Origin of the sequence: Acuticoccus sp. I52.16.1, assembly GCF_022865125.1 — a bacterium.
In the GTDB taxonomy this organism is placed as follows: domain Bacteria; phylum Pseudomonadota; class Alphaproteobacteria; order Rhizobiales; family Amorphaceae; genus Acuticoccus.
Window position 1 is genome coordinate 485444 of sequence record NZ_CP094828.1, and the last position, 21838, is coordinate 507281.

A 21838-nucleotide genomic window follows, 5' to 3' on the forward strand; every position below is an offset into this window, starting at 1 on the left:
CCTTGGGGCTTCTCCTCCTCCTCGGAACCTTCGCCCTCGGCATCGTCATCGGCATGCCGGTCGCCTTCGCGATGGGCATCGCCGCCGCCACGGCCTTCTTCTACGAAGGCTTCCCCATGCTGATCACCTTCCAGCGCGCCACCTCCGGCGTGACGGTGTTCTCGCTGCTGGCGATCCCCTTCTTCATCTTCGCCGGCGAGATCATGCTGCGCGGCGGCATCGCGCAGCGCCTCGTGCGCCTGGCGTCCGCCCTCGTCGGCCACATGAAGGGCGGCCTGGCGATGGTGAACATCTTCTCCTCGATGCTGTTCGGCGGCATCTCCGGCTCCGCCATCGCCGACATTTCCGCCCTCGGCTCCCTCCTCGTCCCGGTGATGAAGGAGCGCGGCTACCGGGCGGACTATGCGGTCAACGTCACGGTCACGTCGTCGATCGCGGGGATCGTGATCCCGCCCAGCCACAACATGATCATCTTCGCGGTGGCGGCCGGCGGCGGGATCTCGGTGTCGAAGCTCTTTCTCGCCGGCGTGCTGCCGGGCATCCTCATGTGCGTCAGCCTCGCGGTGGCGGCGTGGATCATCGCCATCAAGCACAACTACCCGGCCGAGCCCTTTCCGGGCTGGCGGGCGGTGGCGCGGGCGGCGGCGGACGCGCTCCCCGGCTTCTTCACCGCGGTCATCATCGTCGGTGGGACGCTGTCGGGCGTCTTCACGGTCACCGAATCGGGGGCCTTCGGCGCGATCTACGCGCTGGTGCTGACGACCTTCTACTACCGCAGCCTCACCGTCTCGGGCTTCGTGGCGTCGGTCGTCGGCTCGGTGCGCACCACCGCGATGGTCATGATCCTCATCGCCTTCGCCAGCTCGTTCGCCTACCTGCTGGCCCTCTACCAGGTGCCGGCGGCGCTGAGCGACCTGCTGCTGACCGTGTCCGACAACCCCATCATCATCCTGCTCATGATCAACGTCATCCTGCTGATCCTGGGGATGATCATGGACATGGCGGCGCTCATCCTGATCTGCACGCCGATCTTCCTGCCGATCGCCAAGGGTCTCGGCATGGACCCGACGCAGTTCGGCATCATGCTGCTGATCAACCTCGGCCTCGGCCTGTGTACCCCGCCGGTCGGAACCTGCCTCTTCGTCGGCTGCGCGGTGGGCCGCATCAAGATCGAGGACGCGCTGAAGACGATCTGGCCGTTCTACCTCGCCATCCTCGTGGCGCTGTTCCTCGTCACCTACGTCCCGGCGATCTCGCTCTGGCTGCCGTCGCTGTACGACTGACGTGCCGGGATCGGGAGGCCGGCCGTCACCGGCCTCCCGGCTCCGGCGTCTCAGGCGGCCTTCGCGCCCGCCTTGGTCCAGGCGAACTTCTGCATCGGCGCGTCGACCGGGGTCTCGGCGATGTGGTTGGTGTAGTTGCTCATCACCTTCTGTGCGATGCCGAGGATGACGTCGAGCACCTGCCGCTGCCCGTAGCCGGCATCGTAGAAGGCCTGAAGCTCTTCGTCGGTCGGGTTGCCGCGGCTCTCGACCATCGCCAGCGTGAAGGTCCGCAGCGCCTCCAGCTTCTCGCTCGGCAGCGGTGTCTCGTCGCGCAGCGCGGTGGAGATCTCGTCGCTCACGCCCATCATCTTGGCGATCCCGGTGTGGGCCGGCACGCAGTAGTGACAGGAATGGTAGACGTTGATGGTCTGCCACACGACGGTCTTCTCCTCGGCGTCGAAGGCCGTCGCCTCGGCGAAGAGCCGGTGCAGCACCTGATAGCCTTCGAGCAGCGCGGGCGAGCCGGCCATCACCGAGTGCAGCCCCGGCAGCCGGCCGAACGCCTTGCGGGACCGCTCGATCAGCGGCAGCGAGCCCTCCGGCGCGGTCGCCTCGTCGTATCGGTCGAGCTTTGTCATGGTCGTCTCCTGAAACTTGGGTGGGGGAGACATCACCATTATTGAGCGATCGCTCAAATCACGGTTGAGTGATCGCTCAATAATTTCACCACGGGGCTGTCGAGCCCGCGTCCGATCGACTACCTTCGCCCCATGGCACGCACCGCTTCCTATGACCGCGACCAGGCGCTGGACGCCGCGATGACGCTGTTCTGGCTCAAGGGCTATCACGCGACGTCGCTGAAGGATCTCGAAGGCGCGCTGAAGATGAAGCCCGGCTCGATCTACGCCGCCTTCCAGAGCAAGGAGGCGCTGTTCCGGGCGACGCTCGAGCGATACTGCGCGCGCATGGCCAAGGACCTCGACGCCTTGCTGGACGCGGCGGCCTCGCCGCTGGAGGCCCTGCGCGGCCACCTCGTCTCGCTCGCCAACCTCGCACCGGGCGATCGCCCGTCGAGCGCCTGCATGCTGGTGAAGTCGCTGCTCGAGGTCTCGCAGGACGAGGACCTTCGCGCGGCCGTCAAGGACCACCTCGACACGATCCAGGCCCGCCTCGCCGACGCGGTCCGCCGGGCACAGGCCGCCGGCGAGATCCCGCCCGATGCCGACGCCGAGCGGATCGCACGCCGCCTCCAGGTCTATATTTTCGGCCTGAAGGTGCAGGCGCAGCGCGAGACCGACCCCGCCCGCATGGCGGAGCTGTGCCGGGACCTCGCCGACGAGCTGGGCCGGATCGAGGGGCCGCCCGCCTCCCGCCCGCCGCCGCGCGAGCGCCAGCCCGGCCGGGCCGGCGGCGCATGAAAAAGCCCGCGCACCGGAAGGTACGCGGGCAGTCTCGCGGGAGGAGGCGGGGAACCGGTCGCAGCTCCCGGCTCAGGCGAGCGTGTCGCCGAAGGGCATGTCCCGCAGCCGCTTGCCGGTGGCATTGAACACCGCGTTCGCCAGCGCCGGGGCGAACGGTGGCACCCCCGGCTCGCCCACGCCCGCGGCATGCACCGAGAACGGGTTCGCCACGATGTGGACCGACACGTCGGCGGGGAAGTTGTCGGCCCGCACGACGTCGTAGTCGTAGAAGTTGTTCTGCATCACACGACCGTTCTCGTAGGTGATGCCGCTGAACAGCGCCAGCGTCATGCCCATGACCGCGGCGCCCTCCATCTGCGAGCGGATCCGCTCCGGATTGGCCGCGAAACCGCAGTCGACCGCGAAGTGCGTCTCCGGCACCGTGATCCGCCCGTCGACGATCTTGGTGCGCACCGCGCAGCCGATGTAGGTCACGAAGCTGCGGTGGACGGCGAGGCCGATGCCCTCCCCCTCCGGCAGCGCCCTGCCCCAACCGATCGCGTCGGCGGCGACCTCCAGCGCATGGGACAGCCGGCCGGTGTCGATCGGATAGTTGTCGTAGACCTCGCCGTAGTTCCAGAAGTCCTCGGGGAAGCCTTCGGCCTTCGGATCGAGCTTGCGCGCCGGGCCGATCAGCTCCAGGAGCACCTCCTTCTGGTCCCGCCCCAGCTCGTCGGCGAGCTCGGCGGCGAAGGATTGCACCGCGAACGCCCGCGGCACGTTCGAGACCGAGCGGAACCAGCCGATGCGGGTGTGGGCGAAGGCCTCGCCGTTGTCGGCCCGCACGTTGGCGATGTCGAACGGCATATCGACGTGGCCCATCCCCGCCTCGATGGGGAACTGATGCCCCGAATCGGGCGCGAAGGTCGACAGGATCGACGGTGCGACCGAGTTGTGCTTCCACCCCGTCACCTTGCCGGCCGCATCGAGCGCCACCTCGATCCGCTCCACCGAGGTGGTGTGGTAGAACGAGTGCTTGACGTCGTCCTCGCGGGTCCACTGCACGCGCACCGGCGCACCCACCATGCGCGACAGCAGCGCCGCCTCGATGACGAAGTCGCACTTGGACTTGCGGCCGAAGCCGCCGCCCAGGAGCGTCACATGCACGGTGACGTCGTCCGGGCTCATCTTGAGCGCGGCGGCAACGTCGGTCCGGGTGCCGTAGGGGCTCTGGACCGGCGCCCAGATCTCCACCTTGCCGTCCTTGACCGAGGCGATGGCGACCGGCGGCTCCATCGGAATATGCGCCATGTGCGCCTGGGAATATTCGGCGGCGAAGGTCTTGGCGGCGTTGGCGAAGGCGGCGTCGACGTCGCCTTTCTCGCGCATCACCTTGCCGGGCTTGGCGGCGGTCTCGCGCATGGCCTGTGTGAAGGCGGCGCTGTCATAGTCGCCGTTCTTGCCGTCGTCCCACTCGATCTCGAGGAGGTCGCGGCCCTGGATCGCAGCCCAGGTGTTCCCGGCGATCACCGCGATCCCGCCCAGCGGCGCGAACTTGGCCGGCGGGGTCGAGCCCTCGAGGCCCAGCACCGTCTCGACCCCCGGCACCTGGCGCGCGGCGCTGTCGTCGTAGCGCAGCGGCCGACCGCCGACGACGGGCGGGCGGGCGATCGCGGCGAACTTCATACCCGGCAGCGTCACGTCGGCGCCGTAGACGGCCTTGCCGGTGGTGATGTCGAACAGGTCGACGATCGGCACGTTGCCCTTGCCGATGTAGCGGAACTCGCTCTCGTCGCGGAAGGTCAGCTCGTCGAACGAGGGAACCGAGACATACGGCATGTCCGGCTGCTGCTCTTGCGTCAGCCGCTCGGCCAGCTCGCCGAAGCCCGCACGGCGACCGCTCGGCGCATGCGTCACCTCGTGGACGCCGGTGTTCACCTCCGCCATCGGCACGTCCCAGGTGGCGGCGGCGGCCTTCTCCAGCATGAAGCGCATCGTGGCGCCCATCTGCCGCATCGACTGGATGTGGTGGCGCATGGAGCGCGACCCGTCGGTGTCCTGGTTGCCGTACTTGGGCTCGTCGCCCGGTGCCTGGACGATCTTCACCTTCTCCCAGTCGGCGCCCATCTCGTCGGCCAGGACCATCGGCAGCGAGGTGCGCGAGCCGGTGCCCATCTCGGAGCGGTGCGCGACGATGGTGACGGTACCGTCCGCGTCGATGGTGACGAACACGGACGGGTCGGTCACGAGGCCGTGCGGCATGTCCTCGCCACCGGTCTTGTAGGGGGCGAAGGCGCGCGCGGGCCCGGCGAAGGCGGCGAGCGCGAAACCGCCGGCGGCGATACCCAGGAAGCGGCGACGGCTGACGTCGAAGATCCGCGGCCGCGCCGGGATCTCGTTCGGGTCGTCGAGGAAATGGCGCATGACTCAGGCCCCCGTGGATGCTTGGCGCACGGCCGCGACGATGCGCTGGTAGCACCCGCAGCGGCACACGTTCCCGGACATCGAGGCGTAGATCTCCTCGTCGGACGGGTTCGGCGTCTCGTTCAACAGGCTGACCGCCTGCATGATCTGCCCGGCCTGGCAGAAGCCGCATTGCGGCACGTTCAGCTCGCGCCAGGCGACCTGCACCGGGTGGCTGCCGTCCTCCGAGAGGCCCTCGATGGTGGTGACCGCGGCCCCCTCCACCGCCTCCAGCGAGGTCACGCAGCTGCGGGTCGCCACCCCGTCGACGTGGACGGTGCAGGCGCCGCACAATCCCGCGCCGCAGCCATACTTCGACCCCGTCAGGCCGACGATGTCGCGGATGGCCCACAGCAGCGGCATGTCCGGCGGCGCGTCGATCTCGGTCTCGACGCCGTTGAGTGTGATGGTCGCCATCTGGTTTCCCCCTGTCGTTGTTGTCGGGACCCGAAAAAGGCCGCGGCGCCGGCGCCGCGGCCTTCGATCAATCGTCGTCGTCGTCGTCCTCGAAGGTTCGCACCACCAGCGCGATGCGGAAGGCGTCGTCCTTGCGCCCGGCGAGGAAGACCGACGTCGGCGGCTTGCCCGTCACCGCCGAGCGGGGCTCGTCGTAGACCACCCGCACGAGATGCGTGACGTCGAGGTTCACCGCGTGCCGGCCGTCGGCGAGGAGAGCGTCCAGCTTGTGCGGGTCGAAGGGCTCGATCGCGACGCTGCGCACCTTGCGGCCCAGGCCGCTGCGGATCTGGAAGGCGACGATCCGTTTCTTGATCTTGCCCGCGTCCTTCCAGAACACCATCGCTTCGAACGTGTCGTAGTCCCGCCCCTCGATGGCCCGCGTCACGGTGCGCGCCAGCTCGTCCTCCGTCCGTGGCAGGTCCGCCGGGGCCGCAATTCCATGCGTCGCGGACAGCACGATGAGCCCTGCGACGAAAGCGATCCCGGCCGCGAGGCTGCCGACGGGGCGCATCACGCGTCGTCCAGCGCGAAGACCCACACGACGCCACCCTGCGGCACCTCCGGCACGCGGCCCTCGGGCAACATGTCCTCGAGGAGCGCGCGCATCCGCTCCGAATCGACGCCCCAGCCCGACTGCACCGCGATATATTGCTTGCCGTCCACCTCGAACGAGGACGGAACGCCGGTGATGCCGGAGTTGGTCGGGAATTCCCAGACGAGGTCACCGGTCTCGGCGTCGAAGGCGTGGAACTTGCGGTCCTGGGTTCCGCCGGTGAAGACCAGCCCGCCCTTCGTGGTCAGGATCGGGCCCCAGTAGGCCGTATCCATGAAGGAGTGCTCCCAGGCCAGCTCTCCCTTGGCGAGGTCCCACGCCTGCAACTTGCCGATCGGCACCGGCTGCGAGGTGTCGACGCTCTCGTGGAAGCGCAGCGAGGAGAGGATCACGTCGAGCGGGACGCCGATCCACAGTTCGCCCGGCTCGCGGGCCTCCATCGGCGCGCCGCCCAGCTCGGAGCACAGGTTCTCGTGCGAGGGGATGTAGAAGAGGCCGGTGTCGGGGCTGTAGGCCTCCGGCGGCCAATCCTTGCCGCCCCACAGGCTGGGACAGAAGGTGACCGTCTTGTCCGTGCCCGGCGTCTTGGACGGGTCGTAGCTCGGCCGGCCGCTCTCGTCGAGGCCGGTGAACACGTTCTGCCGCACGAACGGCTGGCCGGAGACGAACTTGATCGGCCCCTCCGGCGAGCGGGCCATCTCCCACAGGTAGCCGTTGCGCCCGGCGTGGACGAGACCCTTCACCGGCTGGCCGTCCTTCTCGTAGTCGATCAGGAGCGGTGCGGAGACTTCGTCCCAGTCCCAGGCGTCGTTCCAGTGGTACTGGTGGTGGCCGATGATCTCGCCGTTTTGCATGTCGATGGCGACGACGGAGGTCGTATAGAGGTTGTCGCCGGGCCGGGTGTCGGGCATCCACGGGCCGCCGTTGCCGGTGCCGAAGTAGGCGATCTTGCCCTCCGGATCGTAGTTGCCCTGCATCCAGATCGAGCCGCCGCCGGTCTTCCAGGCGTCGCCCTTCCAGGTCTCGGAGCCGGGCTCGCCAGGCTCGGGCACGGTGTAGGTCTTCCACGCCTCGGCACCGGTCTCGGCGTCGAGCGCGGTGATGTAGCCGCGGATGCCGAACTCGCCGCCCGAGACGCCGACGACCACCTTGCCGTCCGCCACCAGCGGCGACAGCGTGGAGTAGTAGCCGTCGGTGTAGTCGCCGATCTCGGTCTCCCAGACGACCTCGCCCGTCGTCGCGTCCAGCGCGACGACATAGGCGTCGACCGTCGCCATGTAGACCTTGTCGCCGTAGAGGCCGACGCCGCGATTGGTCGGGTGCAGCTGGAAGAGGTCGTCCGGCAGCGCGCGCACATAGCGCCACAGCTCCTTGCCGGTCGCCGCCTCGAAGGCGAGGATCTGGTTCTGCGGGGTGGAGACGAACATCATGCCGTCGTTGACGACCGGGGCGGCCTGGTGCCCCTCGGTGACCCCGGTGGAATAGGTCCAGACCGGGCGCAGGCGGGAGACGTTGTCGGGCGTGATCTCATCGAGCGGGCTGTAGCCCCACCCGGCGTAGTTGCCGCGGAACTGCAACCAGTTGCCTGGCTCCGGGTTGCTGAGCCGCTGGTCGGTGACGGCATTGTAGGTCTGTGCGCTCGCGGCGCCGGACAGAGCCCATCCGGCGGCGGCGACGATCGAAAGCAATCGCCTCATGCGTTCCTCCAAATCCTTGGCCGCGCGTCGTGATCGGCGCGCGTTATCGGGAGCAACGCTATTGCGTTGCCCAATGGGTCGGGGCGATGAAACGCGGCTCCGGCCTCAGGTCTTGGCACCGCCCGGTTTGGCGGTGAAACCGTCGGTCGCGACGACGTAGCCGTCGGCGTCGATGGTGACGGGCACCATCGGCAGTTGCCGGCGCGCGGGGCCGCCGCGAACCTCGCCGCTCTCGAGCGCGGCGAATTCGGACAAATGACAGAAGCATTTGAAATGGCGGGTCTCGGGGACCCAGTTGGCGATGGTGCACCCCTGGTGGGTGCAGATCGCCGAGTAGACGAGCACGCCGTCGGCCGACATCGCGCGGGTGTCCTCGGACATCTCGCCTTCGTCGAGACGCACCACGACGATGCGGTTGAGGCGGTATCGGCTGCGCTCGACCTCGGCCACCGGGTCGAACGGGAAGGCCTCGACCCCCTGCGCACCGGGCGTCAGCATGTCCGCCGACAGGAGCTTTCCCTTGTCCGGGCCGTCGCGCAGCAGGATGCGGTCCCCGGCCTGGAGCGGCATTCGATCGGGCTTGCCGCCGGCCGCCAGAGCGGCCCCGCCGGGCATGAGGGCGGACGCTGAAAGTGCCGTACCGCCGACGACGAGGGTGCGCCTCGTCGGACCGTGGGATCCAGGTCCCCGGTCGGGCTTTTCAACCACAGGCCTCTCCTCCACGCGTTTATCAGGCCGCGGCGCGCCGGTGCCGCGTCCGGCGTCGTTCCGCCGGTGCCTTTTGTTATTGGCTCAGAGGTTAAACCTGCACCATGGCAACTCGAAGGCACATTATTCTTATTATTAGTCAGGTTCCGTGCAGCACTTTGGTCGCAAGCCGTGCTTGACCCAAAGGTTTACTGACCCGCCGGACTTCACCTTCGCCGCCCGCTCCCGGACGCGCGATCGCCGACCGGCCATAGCGCGATCCTATGGCCCGGAGGCACGCCTCCACCGCCCACCGTTCGCCGGCGGAGACCGCTAGGCCTGCCGTCGCAGCGTGATTTCGTAGCAGAAGGACGGCGACGGCAGCGTGCTGATCGCCACCAGCGAGCAGGTGTCCTGCATGTCGATGTAGCGGCGTGTCAGCTTCAGCGCGCTCTCGCCCGGTTCGGCGCACAGCACGGTGGCCATCGCCTGCGACAGGTTCGTCGCCACGATGCTCTGGCGGATCTCCTTGGTGATCACCCCGTGGCGCTTCTCCAGGAGCGTGTAGACGAGGTTGCCGTAGGCGGGCACCTCGTCGGCGATGTCGCCGTATTCGTGCGCGATGTAGACGTCGGTCCACGCGACCGGCACGTCCTGACCCAGCACGTGGCGCGTCTGACCGACGCGAACCCAGCGCCGGCCCGGCCGGTTGTCCAGCTCGGCGGCGAACTCCTCGTCGGCGATCATCGGCTCGATGTGGTGGACCTTGCGCACCGTCGGGCCGGCGAAGTTCATCAGGTCGCCCGCGGCGTGCATCGAGTGGACGTAGATCGGGGCGATCTCCGTCGCCATCACCCGCGTCGCCGCGCCCTGGTGACGGTGGACCAGGCCCAGCCCCTGGAGCTGCGACAACGCCGTGCGGACGGTCGCCCGGCTGACCTTGAACCGACGGCACAGCTCCGCCTCGGGCGGCAGCGCGTCGCCGATGGCATACGCACCGCGCCGGAAGGCCTCGATCATGTCCTGCGCGACCTGGTCCGACCGCCTCATCTTGGTTCCCGTGCCTCCCGAGCTCGTCGCCACCAGTCTTGACATAGGAGCGCGGCGGCCTCTAGTGTCCGAACAAGAAAACTTGTTCGAACAAGTTCCGGCGCCACGCCATCGGTACGACCCTGGGAGGGGAGATGCAGACCACTCGTCACGGCTCGGACTCCGTCGCCGGAGACGCCACGGCGGGCGGCGCCGTCGAACAGGCGAGCCAGTACGATTCGGAGGGAGACGACCGCCGGCTCGGTCGCACGCTGACGCGCCTCGTCGTCGTCGCCTCGTGCCTCTACGCGCTGTTCCACCTCGCGGTGCTGAACTTCTGGGCGATCGACGAGTGGATGTACCGCGTCCTGCACGTCAATCTCGGCGCGATCATCGCCTTCGTCACCCTGCGCGGCTTTCGCTTCGAGCGGATCGACCGGATCTACCCCTGGGACATCCTCCTCGCGCTCGCCGCCCTGGGGTGCACGATCTACGTCGGCGTCAACCTCGACATGCTGCTGATGCGCGCCGGGGTGATCACCACACCGGGCGACTTCGCCTGCGGTGTGATCGGCACGATCGTCGTCCTGGAGTTCGCGCGGCGCACGTCGGGACTGATCCTGCCGCTGATCGCGCTGGTCTTCATTTCCTACATCTTCCTCGGCCCGCTGCTCCCAGGCATCCTGCACCATAGCGGGTTTCAGACGGCGAACGCCTTCTCCTTCCTCTACAGCCAGGACGCGATCTTCGGCCTGACGGTGGCCGCCTCGTCGCGCTACATCATCATCTTCGTGGCGTTCGCGGTGTTCCTCCAGGCCTCGGGCGTGGGCGAGTATTTCATGCGCGTGGCCATGGCCTGCTTCGGGCAGATGCGCGGCGGGCCCGGCAAGGTCTCCGTCTTCTCCGGCCTCTTCTTCGGAACGATCTCGGGTTCGGCCGTCGCCAACGTCGTCGCGTCCGGCACGTTCACGATCCCGCTGATGCGCCGCCTCGGCTACAGCAAGGAGGACGCCGGCGCCATCGAGGCGACCTCGTCCTCCGGTGGCCAGCTCGTCCCGCCGGTGATGGGCGCCGGCGCCTTCATCATGGCCGAGATCACGGGCATCCCCTATGCCGAGATCATCCTCGCCGCGGCGCTGCCGTGCCTCCTCTTCTACGCCGCGGTGTTCGTCAACGTGGACAAGCACGCCCAGCGCAACGCCATCCACGGCATGGCCCGCCGGGACCTGCCCCGCTTCGCCTCGCTTCGGGGCGACGTCTTCCTGCTGCTGCCGCTCTACGTCCTGCTGTACCTCCTGCTCACCGGCTACTCCATCATCGCCGCCGGCACTTGGGGCCTGGTGTCGACCGTGCTGGTGATGCTGGGGCGGGAGCTGCGGCTGCACTCGGCCGTCCTCGTCGTGCCGCTGGTGCTCTACACGGTGGCGCCGCTCTCCGGGGTCGCGGTCAACATGGCGAGCCTCTTCGCCAGTCTCGTCAGCGCGGCGGTGATGGTGGTCGCGGCGGTGGCGACGGGGCGGGGCTCGTGGCGGGTCGCGCCGGTGCTGGCGCGCACCTGCGTCACCGGCCTGTCCGACACGACGCGCAAGTCGCTGCAGCTCATCGCGGTGATGGCGTGCGCGGGCATCGTGGTCGGCGTGCTCGGGCTGACGGGGCTCAGCGGCCGCTTCTCCTCCGTACTGTTGGATATCGCCGGCGAAAGCACCTTCGTCGCCTTCATCCTGGCGATGCTCATCTCCATCATCCTGGGGATGGGCATGCCGACGACGGCGGCCTATGCGATCGCCGCGTCCGTCGTCGCGCCGGCGTTGCAGCAGATGGGCGTCGCCCCGCTGGCGGCGCACATGTTCGTCTTCTACTGCGCGGTGATCTCGGCGATCACGCCACCGGTAGCGATCGCGGCATTCGCGGCTTCCGCGCTCTCCGGCGGCAAACCGTGGGCGACGTCGGTGCGGGCGATGCGCTTCGGTCTCGCGGCCTTCCTGCTGCCCTACATGTTCTACACCAGCCCCGAGATCCTGCTCCTCGGCGGGTGGGGCGGCACCCTCGCCGTGTTCGCTTTGGCGCTCGTCGCCGTCTACCTCTTCGCCACCGCCAGCGAGGCGTACCTGTTCGGGCCGATCGGCCCGGTGGAGCGGGCGATCGCACTCGCGGCCGGCGTCCTGCTGCTGACGGCGAACCTTGCCACCGACGCCGCCGGCCTCGCCCTCGCGGCCGGCCTCGTCGTCTGGTGCCGCCATCGCGCCGGCGCCGCCCGATTGGCCTGATCAAGAGCCAAGACCAACCCACGAGAAGGAGGACACCCATGACCACACTGAAACGGCGTCTCACCATCGGTGCCGCGGCCGCCGCCCTGCTCGCCCTCGCCGTTCCGGCAAGTGCGCAGGACCGGCCCAGCTCCATGACCATCGGCACCGCCTCCCCCGGCGGCGTCTACGCGGTCTACGGCGAGGGTCTCGCCAAGATCATCACCGACGCGGTCGGAATTCCGACCTCCACCCGCCAGACGCAGGGACCGCCGCAGAACCTCATCCTGCTCAACGGCGGGCAGACCGAGATCGGCCTCACCACCTCCGGCCCCGCCTTCGAGGCGATGGAGGGCACCTCAGAGCTGGCGCCCGGCGTCGAGTACGAGGGGCTGCGCGCGCTCGTCGCCATGTATCCGACCCCGTTCCAGATGATTGCGCTGAAGTCGAGCGGCATCGGCGCTCTGGAAGACCTCGACGGCAAGCGCGTCGGCTCCGGACCGCGCGCCGGGACCGGCGGCACCTACTGGGTGCGTTGGCTGGAATCGATGGGGATCGACGCCAACCTGCAGTACGGCAGCTCCAGCGACCAGTCGAGCCAGCTCGCCGACGGGCGCCTCGACGCCTTCATCCTCGCCGGCGGCATTCCGCATCCCTCCTTCTCCGAACTGGAGACGACCCAGGACGTGACGATCTTCGGGATGGACGAGGCGACGCGCGACAAGATCCTGGAGGCCAACCCGTCGGCCGTCGCCTTCACGATTCCGGCGAGTACCTACAAGTCGGTCGACACGCCGCTCGAGACGGCGGCGATGTGGAACTTCGTCGTCGTCGACGATTCCATGCCCGACTCCCTCGCCTACGACATCACCAAGGCGATCCTCGAGAACAACGCGACGCTGAAGGCGACCCACGCCGCGGCGAAGGACACCACCGCCGAGAACATCACGCAGAACACGTTCATCCCGCTGCACCCGGGAGCGGCGAAATATTACGAAGAGATCGGCCTCGACGTCCCCGCCGCCATCAAGCCGGCCGATTAAGGCCCGTCCATGGTTGCGACGACGATCGCCGAGGGCCTGATCGCGGCCACGTCCGGGCACGAGTGCGTGGCGACCCGGTTCGACGAACCCTCGACGATCGAGGCCTATCTGATGTTCGAGCGCGCCCTGGCCGAGGTCCAGGGGGCGCTCGGCGTCATCCCGTCCGAGGCGGCGGCGACGCTGGTCGCCGTCTGCCGGCTGGAAAACGTCGACCGGGAGGCGTTGCGGGAAGGTGCGGCGCGGGTCGGCTACGCCATCGTCCCGCTGGTCGCCATGCTGGCGCACAAGGCCGGCGCGGCGGGCGAGTGGCTGCACTATGGCACCACCTCGCAGGACGCCATGGACACCGCCCTCTCGTTGCAGCTGAAGGCCGCCGCGCCGGACGTGCTCGCCCCGCTGGACGGGGTGTGCGCCACCCTCGCGCGCCACGCCGACACGCACCGGCGCACGCCGATGGCCGGGCGCTCCAAGCTGCAACACGCCGCGCCGATCACCTTCGGCTACCGCTGCGCGGTGTGGCTCGATCAGCTTCTGCGCCGCATCGAGCGGCTCTCCGCCGCGCTCGGCGCGTGCGCGACGTTGCAGTTCGGCGGCGCGGTCGGCACCCTGTCGGCGCTCGGGGCGCAGGGGCCGGCGGTGCGCCACGGCCTCGCCCGCCGGCTCGGTCTCGCCGAGCCCGCCATCACCTGGCACGTCAGCCGCGACCGCTACGCCGATGCGCTCTACGCCTTCGCCGCCGCCGGCGCCGCACTCGCCAAGCTGGCGGGTGACATCACCTTCCTGATGGCAAGCGAGGTCGCCGAGCTGCGCGAGCCCTATTCCGACGGACGCGGCAGCTCGTCGACCATGCCGCAGAAGCGAAACCCGGTGATGTCCGAGGCGATCGTCGAGGCGGCGCGGCGCACGCGCGCCCTCCCCGCCGCCGGGCTCGAGGCGATGACGCAAGACCAGGATCGCGGCATCGCCACCTCCTACATGGAGCGCGCCGCGATCGTCGACGCCGCACGGCTGACGGCGGGGGCGGCCACGCTGGCCGCGGAGCTGCTCACCGGGCTGGAGGTCGACACCGCGCGAATGGCCGCCAACCTCGATGTCACCGGCGGGCTGATCCATGCCGAGGCGGCGATGATGGCGCTCTCCGCCGAGCATGGTCGCGTCCGCGCCCACACCATCCTCCATACCCTGTGCCACGAGGCGAGCACCACGGGCCGCGCCCTCGCCGAGGTCGCCGCCGCCGGCGGTCACCCCCTCCCCGCCGCCGTCTTCGACACCGAAGCCAGCCTCGGCGCGCAGGACGCGATGATCGACGCCGTCCTCGCCCGCGTCACCCCGCTCGCGCCGGCGGCCTGACCGGCACGCGGCGTCAGTCGGCGACGGATCCGGCGTCGAGGCCCCACCCGTGGGGAGACCCGATCGCCGTGTGCCCGGAGATCGAACGAAGATCCCAGACCCGGCCGACCGTGTCTTCGCCGCTCCAGAGACAGACCCCGACGGTCCCGTAGTCGACGCAGTGCGAGAATCCGGGCATGGCGACGATCGCATTCCAACCGTCGCGCATGTCGCTCGACCACGAAATATCGTCGAAGAGAACCCACGCGCCCTTTGCGAGACGGGGTTTCATCCGCCGAAAATAGTGCATGGTCGCGACGCTCTCATGGTGACCGTCGATATATGCGAAATCGACCTCTCCGAGACCGGGCAGTAGCCGGTCGAGCGCATCGTCGAAGAGGCCGTTGTGGACGTCGGCTCGATCCGCGACCGGACGCAACGTCTCCCTCGCGATGGCGGCCAAGGCCGCCGACCCTTCGACCGTGACCAATCGCTCGACGGAGGGCGCCGAGGCGAGATAGTAGGCCGAAATCCCGGCGCACGCGCCCAACTCGACCACGGTTCTCGCCCGGCTTTCTCGCGCGCACAGCAACAAGAACGTGCACCATTTGGCGTCCTTGCCAGTGTGCGCGACGCGGTCGTAGCTGAACAGGAGCCTCGCGCCTTCGGCGGGACGCTCGCAGTTCCGCGCCGATCCGGGCTTGGGGGAATATATGATCTCGATCGGCTCTCCGGGGGTCGCGGCGATCTCCGCGCGGCGTGCTTCCGCCGCCGCCGAGACGCGCACGGTCTGGGCGTCGGCGCGTCGCGTCACGAGGTAGGTCGTCGGACAAACCAGCGCCGCCGGGAAGCCGCGTCGTTGCAGATCGCCGAGAAAAGCCGCCTTCTTCCGCCGATCGAGGTGCGTTCCGATGCGCTTCCACGCCTTCAGCATCATGTCGTCTCGCGGCGCATGTTGATCAGGCGCCCCATTAAGCGCGGCTCTCGCTCGATGGACAAGGCGTGCGGGCGGACGGGCGCCGACGCGCGGCGCGACCTAGGCCCGCCGGGTGCGACCCTCGTACGTTCTCAGGAAGGGCAGGAAGCCGTCGAGGAAGCGCGTCGTCGCCGGCATGAAGTGGCTGCCGTGATGGTACATCGGATCGAGCGAGGTCACGATCATCGCGCCGGCCGTCGTCACCCGGTCCTCGTACAGGATCGGACCGCGCCCCTCCGCCGAGATCAGCGGCACGGCACCGGCAGGCGGCTCGAAGTAGCCGTGATAGTGCCACGTGGCGTCGTCCAGCGAGATCGCGCGAAAGAGGGGATGGTCCGGCGCCGCGATCGCGAGACCCAGCGACCCGCCCTCCTTCCACCACCAGAAGTTCGTCTCCGTGTCGTGCCAGACCACGCCCGGAAGCCACTGGTGCGGCCCGGTCGAGCCCATCGCGACGACCGTGCCGCCTGCGGCGAGGAAGTCCGCGATGGTCCGCCGCTGCGGCACGAGCACCGCCGGATCGGTCCGGCACGAGACGATGAGGACGTCGAGCGCAGACAAATCGGCTTCATCGAGCCGCGGCGCGTAGATGATCTCGTCGAAGGCGGTGCGGTAGCGGTCTTCGTAGAGGGTGCGGTGGTGGTAGTAGGTTCCGGCGTCAAGCGCCGCAATCCGGTTCATGCCGTCGCTCCCGCCGGCCTGCCGCTCGCCCAGGCGCACAGCTGCGGGACGATCCGGGCGGCGGAGGTGTCCGCGCCGGCGTACATCCACAGATCGTTGCCGGCGTGCATCAGGATGCGGCCGCCGGCGGGACGCTCGTAGACCCAGTCGCACGGCACGCGGTCGGGACCGAGGCCGAGGAGCGCGACCGCCCCGGCCGGCGGCGGGTTGTGACCGCGCGCGTAGAACCCTGCGACGCCGCGGCGAAAGGTGAGGTCCGTCATGTCGACCCCGTCGAACACGGGGTGGGGCACGAGGCGGTGCACCTCGAGGTGCGCGAGGTCGACCCGCGCCAGCGGCACGAAGGTCTCCAACTCCGGCAGCATCGGCCGGGCGACGTGGCCGTTGAAGACGAGCGTGCCGCCGCCGTCGAGGAATGCCTCGATGTGCGGCCGGATCTCGCCGAAATAGCGCTGGTCGAGATGCGCCGGCAGCAGCAGCGCGGCGTACCGTCCGAGCGCGACCTCATGCAGCTCATAGTGCGGCACTTCGTCGGCGTCGTCGACGAAGCCCAGGATGCTCGGCAGGTCTCCGCCGGCCCCCTTGATCGGCCTCAGGAAGAGGCAGCGGCCCATCATCTCGTCTCCCCATTGGCGCGGCGGAGCGGGGACGGCGGCGCCCCCGCTGGTCGCGGTCAGTCGGCGCTCGGCGCCTTCGCGACGTTCTTGAAGTCGAAGAAGAAGCCGGACGGGTGGACGCGGTACCCGGTCACGTCGTCGCTCGTCGCGACGAGGTAGACGTTGTGCACCAGCGGGATGATCGGCGCGTCGTCCTGGAGGATCTGCAACGCCTCACGGTAGGTGTCGTCCCACGCCGGTCCGGGGTCGAGGGTGCGGCCCTCGTCGACCAGCGCATCGAAGCGCCCATTGGCCCAGCCCTGGTAGTTCATCTCCGCAGCGGAGTGGAACTGCGACTTCAGGTGCAGGTCCGGATGACCGGTCATCTCCGGGGTCCAGAACACGACGGAGATGTCGTATTCCCCCTTGCGCACGAGGTCGAGCATGCCTTCCCAGGTGAAGAGCTGCATCTCGCTGCCGATGCCCTCCCTGGCGAGAAGGGCCGCCAGAGCCTCGGTGATCGAGGCCATTTCGGTGCGGCTCGTATAGGAGAGGATGCGGAGCGTCAGCGGCTCGCCGTCCTTCATCCATCGACCGTCCTCTTTGCGATAGCCCGCCTCTTCGAGGAGTGCGGCAGCGGCTTCGCGGTCCACCTCGTAGGGTGTCACGCCGTCCGGCACCCAGGCGAACTGCGGGCCAAAGAACTGCCATGCCGGCTCGCCGATCCCGTCGAGCGCACCCTTGACCAGGATCTCACGGTCGACCAGGGCGTTGAGCGCCAGGCGCACCCGGCGGTCGGCCAGCGGCGTGTCGCCCGCGGTGTTGAACGCGCCGTAGAAGAGACCGGACGTCGGTTCGGCAAAGACCTCGAACTCGGCCTCTTGCCGCAGGCGCACCGCTTCCGCGGGGGGCAGGTTGGTCGCAAAGTCGATCTCGCCGGTCTCCAGCGCCAGCGTGCGGGCGTTGTGGTCGGGGATGTAGCGATAGACGATCCGCTCCAGCGCCGGCGGCTCCCCCCAATAGTCGTCGAAGCGCTCGACGACCGTGCGATCCTGCTTCACGTAGTCGACGAACACCCACGGCCCGGTGCCGACGGGCTTCACGAACTTGCCGTCCGCATCGAACGAGGATGCGGCATAGATCACGGTGATCGCATCGGTGAGCTGGTTCGGGAGCGCCGCGAATGGCTCGGTGGTCTCGATCTCGAGCGTCAGCGGGTCGATGGCCTCCATGCGCTCGATATTGAGGAGATCGGCGGCATAGGGCAGGAGCGCCACGACATGCTCCAGCGAGGCCTTCACCGCGGCGGCGTCGAGCGCCGTGCCGTCATGGAAGACGACGCCTTCGCGCAGCGTGAAGCGCCACACGGTCGGCGACACGTGCTCCCACGCGGTCGCGAGGCCCGGCACGAGGTTCATGTCGTAGTCGAGCTTGACCAGCGTATCGAGGATCTCGCTCTCGTTGAAGAAGCGGCTGCGGCGGGGCGCCATCGCCAGGGGGAGCGATTCCCACATGGTGCCGACCACCAGGGTTTCGCCATCGCCGGTCGCCTCCTGGGCGTGGGCGGGAGCGCAGAACAGCGTCGTGCCTGCCAACAGGGCAAACAGCGTGCGTCGCCAAAGGGTCATGCGGAATTTCCTATGCTGGGACCGGGTCGAAGGACGCGGTCGACGCGCCAGCGATCGCCGAGCGCGTCGCCGAACAGGTTCACGAGGATGACGAACGCCATGATCGAGAAGCCCGGCACGATGACGAGCCGGGGATAGGAGCGCATGTGGTTGCGCGCTTCGGCGATCATGCGCCCCCACTCCGCCGTGCCGGGCTCGACACCGAGGCCGAGGAAGGACAGCCCGGCGACCGCGAGGATGACGAAGGAGAGCGAGTAGGCGCCGAGGACGAGAAGCGGCCCACAAACGTTCGGCAGGAGATGGCGAAAGACGATGTGACGGCCCGGCGCGCCGATGGCGTGGGCCGCCAAGACGTAGGGCTTGGCACGCTCCACCATCGTCATGTTGCGCACCACGCGGGCGTACTCGGTCCAGTGCACCGCCGCGAGTGCGATCATGACGGCGGTGAGACCGATGCCGAGCGTCCCGGCGAGCACGAGTGCGACCGCGAGGACGGGAAAGACCGAGACCCCCTCGACGATGCGCATCGCGGCGCGGTCCAGTGTCCCGCCGAGATAGCCTGCCGCGAGGCCGACCAGCGTGCCGACGGCGGCGGCGGCGGCGACGACGACGAACGCGACCGTGATCGTCAGCCTCGCCCCGTAGAGGAGACGGCTCAGCAGGCAGCGTCCCATGGCGTCGGTGCCGAGGGGGAAGTCGAGGCTCGGCGGGGCGAGGCGGTTCAGGATATCGGTCGAGTTCGGGTCGTGCGGCGCGAGGAGCGGCGCCGCCGCCACGAGCAACACCGCCGCGGCGAGCGTGAGAGCGAGCGCGCCCGGCCGTCCGCCCCGCCACGCAGGCCGAGCGCCGCCGCGGAGACCAGCGCGCATCAGACGATCTCCCGCACGCGCGGATCGGCCGCCGCGATCGCGCAATCGACGAGGAGGTTCGTCACGACATAGGCGACGGCGATGACGAGGAAGGTCGCCTGGATCAGCGGGAAGTCGCGGTTGAGGATGGACTCGACCAGGAGCCGGCCGATTCCGGGCCAGGCGAACATCGTCTCGACGATGATCACGCCGTCGAAGATGCGCGCGAACTGCAAACCGGCCAAGGTGAGGACGGCCGGCAGGACGTTGGGCCCGGCATGGTGGACGAGCGCGCCCATCGGCGACAGGCCCTTGGCGAGCGCGGTGCGCATGTAGGGCTTGCCGTTTTCGTCGAGGAGCAGGCTGCGGATGTATCGTGTGGTGACGCCGCAGATCGAGGTGCCGATGACGACCGTCGGCAGAATCGCGTGCTGGAACGTGCCGTAGCCGGACGAAGGCAGCCAGCCGAGCGCCAGCGAGAAGACGAGCGCGAGGAGGAGCGCAAACCAGAAATTCGGAATAGACATGCCGAGCACGGCGAGGATGCGGCTCACCCGGTCGACGATGCTGCCCGGATAGCGGGCCGACAACAGCGCCACCGGCACCGCGACGGCGAAGGACAGGACGAGCGCGCCCACCGCGAGGATCAGCGAGTTGCCAAGGCGAAGCACGACCTCGCGGCCGACCGGCTCGCCGGTCATCAGCGAGACGCCGACATCGCCGGTCACCATCCCGCCCAGCCAGCGCAGATACTGCATCGGCAGCGGATCGTCGAACCCGTGCTCCGCCGAGAAGCGGGCGAGCGCGGCCGCGCTCGGCACCTCGCCGTCCATCTGCGCCATCAGCAGCGTCTCGGCGAAGTCGCCCGGCATGAGCTGCAACAGCGCGAACCCGCAGACGGAGACGGCCGCCAGTAACCCGGCCGCAAACAAGATCCGACGGAGAATGGACGCAATCATGTGCCGAGAGCGGAAATATTGATCACCAAACGTCCGCTACAGGATCGCAGATCGTTTGTCACGGCCCGAGAAAATCGGGAAAATCCGCGACCAATAACTTAGAACAGGTCGATAATTCTACATTGTATAGTTCTAATTGCCGCAGCACTCCCCGCTGAAGCCGTGCGAGACCGCGCCGAACCGGTCGTGCGGCGTCGCCGACGCGCCCTACGGGCGGTCCGGACGGCGTTCCAGCTGGGAGATTACGCCCGTCCACTTCTGGGCTCGATCACTTCGGGGCTCGGTCATCGACCGGCCGAGGCCGGACGGCGGCATCGCCCGTCGGCGGTATTCGCGGCAGGTTCGACGGGTTGGGATGTGTGCGGAAGGCTGAATGGCGGAGAGACAGGGATTCGAACCCTGGGACCCCGTGAGGGGTCAACGGTTTTCGAGACCGCCCCGTTCGACCGCTCCGGCACCTCTCCAGTGCGGCGCAACCTAATCATCCCGATCGGCTTCGGCAAGGTGCTTTTGATCGGTTCACAGACCGATTTTGCCTCACCCTCTCCCCGGCCTGTCGCCGTGGCCCGCCGGGCGGGAAAGCCGCCCGCGAGACAGCCGCCGATCCGGGCCGCCCGGCCGGTTCGCGCCGCGTCGGGGCCTCCCATCCGGCGATGACAGGAGACCCGAATTGCCCCCGTGGCGCGCCGCCGGGCGGCATTGCCGACGCGGGCGGCGGACACGCTGTGGCTTGCAAGGGCGACGGGGTTACCAAAGCTCCTCATTCGGTGCAGCTTGCGGCAAAAGCTCGATACCGAAACGTTCAAGGGAGATCCCAACCATGTCGCACGCGCCTCGAGACCCGCGCGCCACCCTCCTGGGGCGCGCCTTCCGCCCCGGGATCGGTCCCTCCGTCGTCACCGTGCGCGATGGCGTCGTGATCGACATCACCAGCAAAGCCACCCCCACCGTGCGCGACATCACCGAGGCGGACGACCCGGCCGGCGTCGTCAAGGCGGCGGCCGGCGAGCCGATCGGCGATCTCGCCACCCTCCTCGCCCACGTCGAGGCCGAGCGCGATCCGTCGGCGCCATGGCTCCTCGCGCCGGTCGACCTCCACGCCATCAAGGCCTCCGGGGTGACGTTCGTGGCCAGTCTCATGGAGCGCGTCATCGAGGAGCAGGCGCGCGGCGACCTCTCCAAGGCCGCGGCGCTGCGCACGGAGATCACCGCGGTCATCGGCACGGATCTCTCGGCACTCAAGCCCGGCTCGGATCAGGCGATGGCCCTCAAGGAGGCGCTGATCGCCAAGAACGCGTGGTCGCAGTACCTCGAGGTCGGCATCGGGCCGGACGCGGAGATCTTCACCAAGGCGCAGCCGATGAGCGCCGTGGGGCCGGGCGCCTTCGTCGGCCTCCACCCGATCTCGTCGTGGAACAATCCGGAACCGGAGATCGTCGTCGTGATCCGCTCGGACGGGGCGATCGTCGGCGCCACGCTCGGCAACGACGTCAACCTGCGCGACGTCGAGGGGCGGTCCGGTCTGTTGCTCGGCAAGGCGAAGGACAACAACGCCTCGGCCTCCCTCGGCCCCTTCATCCGCCTCTACGACGACGGCTTCGGGCCGCAGGACGTCGCCGCCGCCGAGGTGGCGCTCACGGTCGAGGGGACGGACGGGTTCACGCTCTCCGGCTCGTCGTCCATGCGCAAGATCAGCCGGTCGCCGGAGGAGCTGGCCGCCGCCACCATCGGCCGGCACCACCAGTACCCGGACGGCCTGGTGCTCTACCTCGGCACGATGTTCGCGCCGGTGGAGGATCGCGACGCGCCCGGCCAGGGCTTCACCCACCACGTGGGCGACGTCGTGACGATCGAGACGGCGGCGCTGGGTGCGCTGACCAACACCGTCGCCTACTCCACCGAGGCACCGCCCTGGACCTTCGGTCTGCGCGAGCTGATGGCCAACCTCGCCGGCCGCGGGCTGCTGTGATCGCGAGCGT

Annotated in this window: 19 protein-coding genes and 1 tRNA gene; 6 read left to right on the forward strand and 14 right to left on the reverse strand. The window is 68.9% G+C overall.

Going from position 1 to position 21838, the window contains the following annotated elements; genetic code table 11:
• The first annotated feature begins 2 nt into the window (after positions 1-2).
• On the forward strand, positions 3-1283 hold the full coding sequence (locus MRB58_RS02250) for a TRAP transporter large permease (protein WP_244780015.1): 1281 nt from the start codon (positions 3-5) through the stop codon (positions 1281-1283).
• 50 nt (positions 1284-1333) lie between these two features.
• Here the strand turns inward: MRB58_RS02250 and MRB58_RS02255 are convergent, their stop codons facing one another.
• Positions 1334-1903: a carboxymuconolactone decarboxylase family protein gene (locus MRB58_RS02255; RefSeq protein ID WP_244780016.1), complete on the reverse strand. Its 570-nt coding sequence runs from the start codon at positions 1901-1903 to the stop codon at positions 1334-1336.
• Between the two features lie 132 nt (positions 1904-2035).
• Between MRB58_RS02255 and MRB58_RS02260 the strand changes: the two genes are divergently transcribed.
• The gene (locus tag MRB58_RS02260) at positions 2036-2683 is read left to right on the forward strand and encodes a TetR/AcrR family transcriptional regulator (protein WP_244780017.1); all 648 of its coding nucleotides are present in this window, start codon (positions 2036-2038) and stop codon (positions 2681-2683) included.
• A 72-nt stretch (positions 2684-2755) separates the two neighbouring features.
• Here the strand turns inward: MRB58_RS02260 and MRB58_RS02265 are convergent, their stop codons facing one another.
• The 6 genes from MRB58_RS02265 to MRB58_RS02290 all read right to left on the reverse strand — a co-directional run bounded on the left by MRB58_RS02265 (position 2756) and on the right by MRB58_RS02290 (position 9574).
• Positions 2756-5089 (reverse strand): xanthine dehydrogenase family protein molybdopterin-binding subunit, encoded by a 2334-nt coding sequence (locus MRB58_RS02265; protein WP_244780018.1) that lies wholly within the window; start codon positions 5087-5089, stop codon positions 2756-2758.
• A 3-nt stretch (positions 5090-5092) separates the two neighbouring features.
• On the reverse strand, positions 5093-5545 hold the full coding sequence (locus MRB58_RS02270; protein ID WP_244780019.1) for a (2Fe-2S)-binding protein: 453 nt from the start codon (positions 5543-5545) through the stop codon (positions 5093-5095).
• Between the two features lie 67 nt (positions 5546-5612).
• Entirely contained in the window at positions 5613-6101 is a 489-nt protein-coding gene (locus MRB58_RS02275; protein WP_244780021.1) for a hypothetical protein, read from the reverse strand.
• Positions 6098-7837 carry a PQQ-dependent dehydrogenase, methanol/ethanol family gene (locus MRB58_RS02280; protein ID WP_244780023.1) on the reverse strand — a complete coding sequence of 580 codons (1740 nt, stop codon included), beginning with the start codon at positions 7835-7837 and terminating at the stop codon, positions 6098-6100. The genes MRB58_RS02275 and MRB58_RS02280 overlap by 4 nt, the downstream gene beginning before the upstream one ends.
• A 105-nt stretch (positions 7838-7942) precedes the next feature.
• Positions 7943-8407 carry a ubiquinol-cytochrome c reductase iron-sulfur subunit gene (locus MRB58_RS02285; protein ID WP_244780024.1) on the reverse strand — a complete coding sequence of 155 codons (465 nt, stop codon included), beginning with the start codon at positions 8405-8407 and terminating at the stop codon, positions 7943-7945.
• Positions 8408-8857: 450 nt separating this feature from the next.
• On the reverse strand, positions 8858-9574 hold the full coding sequence (locus MRB58_RS02290; RefSeq protein ID WP_244780026.1) for a GntR family transcriptional regulator: 717 nt from the start codon (positions 9572-9574) through the stop codon (positions 8858-8860).
• A gap of 134 nt (positions 9575-9708) precedes the next feature.
• Between MRB58_RS02290 and MRB58_RS02295 the strand changes: the two genes are divergently transcribed.
• The 3 genes from MRB58_RS02295 to MRB58_RS02305 are packed head-to-tail and all read left to right on the forward strand — an operon-like array spanning position 9709 to position 14192.
• Positions 9709-11820, forward strand: coding sequence for a TRAP transporter fused permease subunit (locus MRB58_RS02295; RefSeq protein WP_244780028.1), 2112 nt, complete (start codon positions 9709-9711; stop codon positions 11818-11820).
• Positions 11821-11858: 38 nt separating this feature from the next.
• Entirely contained in the window at positions 11859-12842 is a 984-nt protein-coding gene (locus tag MRB58_RS02300; protein ID WP_244780029.1) for a TAXI family TRAP transporter solute-binding subunit, read from the forward strand.
• Between the two features lie 9 nt (positions 12843-12851).
• On the forward strand, positions 12852-14192 hold the full coding sequence (locus MRB58_RS02305; protein ID WP_244780030.1) for a lyase family protein: 1341 nt from the start codon (positions 12852-12854) through the stop codon (positions 14190-14192).
• Between the two features lie 13 nt (positions 14193-14205).
• Here the strand turns inward: MRB58_RS02305 and MRB58_RS02310 are convergent, their stop codons facing one another.
• The 7 genes from MRB58_RS02310 to MRB58_RS02340 all read right to left on the reverse strand — a co-directional run bounded on the left by MRB58_RS02310 (position 14206) and on the right by MRB58_RS02340 (position 20323).
• On the reverse strand, positions 14206-15108 hold the full coding sequence (locus MRB58_RS02310) for an O-methyltransferase (RefSeq protein ID WP_244780032.1): 903 nt from the start codon (positions 15106-15108) through the stop codon (positions 14206-14208).
• A 99-nt stretch (positions 15109-15207) separates the two neighbouring features.
• Positions 15208-15828: a hypothetical protein gene (locus MRB58_RS02315; RefSeq protein WP_244780033.1), complete on the reverse strand. Its 621-nt coding sequence runs from the start codon at positions 15826-15828 to the stop codon at positions 15208-15210.
• Positions 15825-16445, reverse strand: coding sequence for a hypothetical protein (locus MRB58_RS02320; RefSeq protein ID WP_244780035.1), 621 nt, complete (start codon positions 16443-16445; stop codon positions 15825-15827). Before MRB58_RS02320 ends, MRB58_RS02315 begins: the two co-directional genes overlap by 4 nt.
• Before the next feature lie 56 nt (positions 16446-16501).
• The gene (locus MRB58_RS02325) at positions 16502-18052 is read right to left on the reverse strand and encodes an ABC transporter substrate-binding protein (RefSeq protein ID WP_244780037.1); all 1551 of its coding nucleotides are present in this window, start codon (positions 18050-18052) and stop codon (positions 16502-16504) included.
• On the reverse strand, positions 18049-18921 hold the full coding sequence (locus tag MRB58_RS02330; protein ID WP_244780039.1) for an ABC transporter permease: 873 nt from the start codon (positions 18919-18921) through the stop codon (positions 18049-18051). Before MRB58_RS02330 ends, MRB58_RS02325 begins: the two co-directional genes overlap by 4 nt.
• Positions 18921-19859, reverse strand: a complete 939-nt coding sequence (locus MRB58_RS02335; protein WP_244780040.1) for an ABC transporter permease — start codon at positions 19857-19859, stop codon at positions 18921-18923. Before MRB58_RS02335 ends, MRB58_RS02330 begins: the two co-directional genes overlap by 1 nt.
• Before the next feature lie 374 nt (positions 19860-20233).
• A tRNA-Ser gene (locus tag MRB58_RS02340) sits at positions 20234-20323 on the reverse strand.
• A 356-nt stretch (positions 20324-20679) separates the two neighbouring features.
• Between MRB58_RS02340 and MRB58_RS02345 the strand changes: the two genes are divergently transcribed.
• A complete protein-coding gene (locus MRB58_RS02345) occupies positions 20680-21828 on the forward strand; it encodes a fumarylacetoacetate hydrolase family protein (protein ID WP_244780042.1) in 1149 nt (382 codons plus the stop codon).
• The last annotated feature ends 10 nt before the right edge of the window (positions 21829-21838 follow it).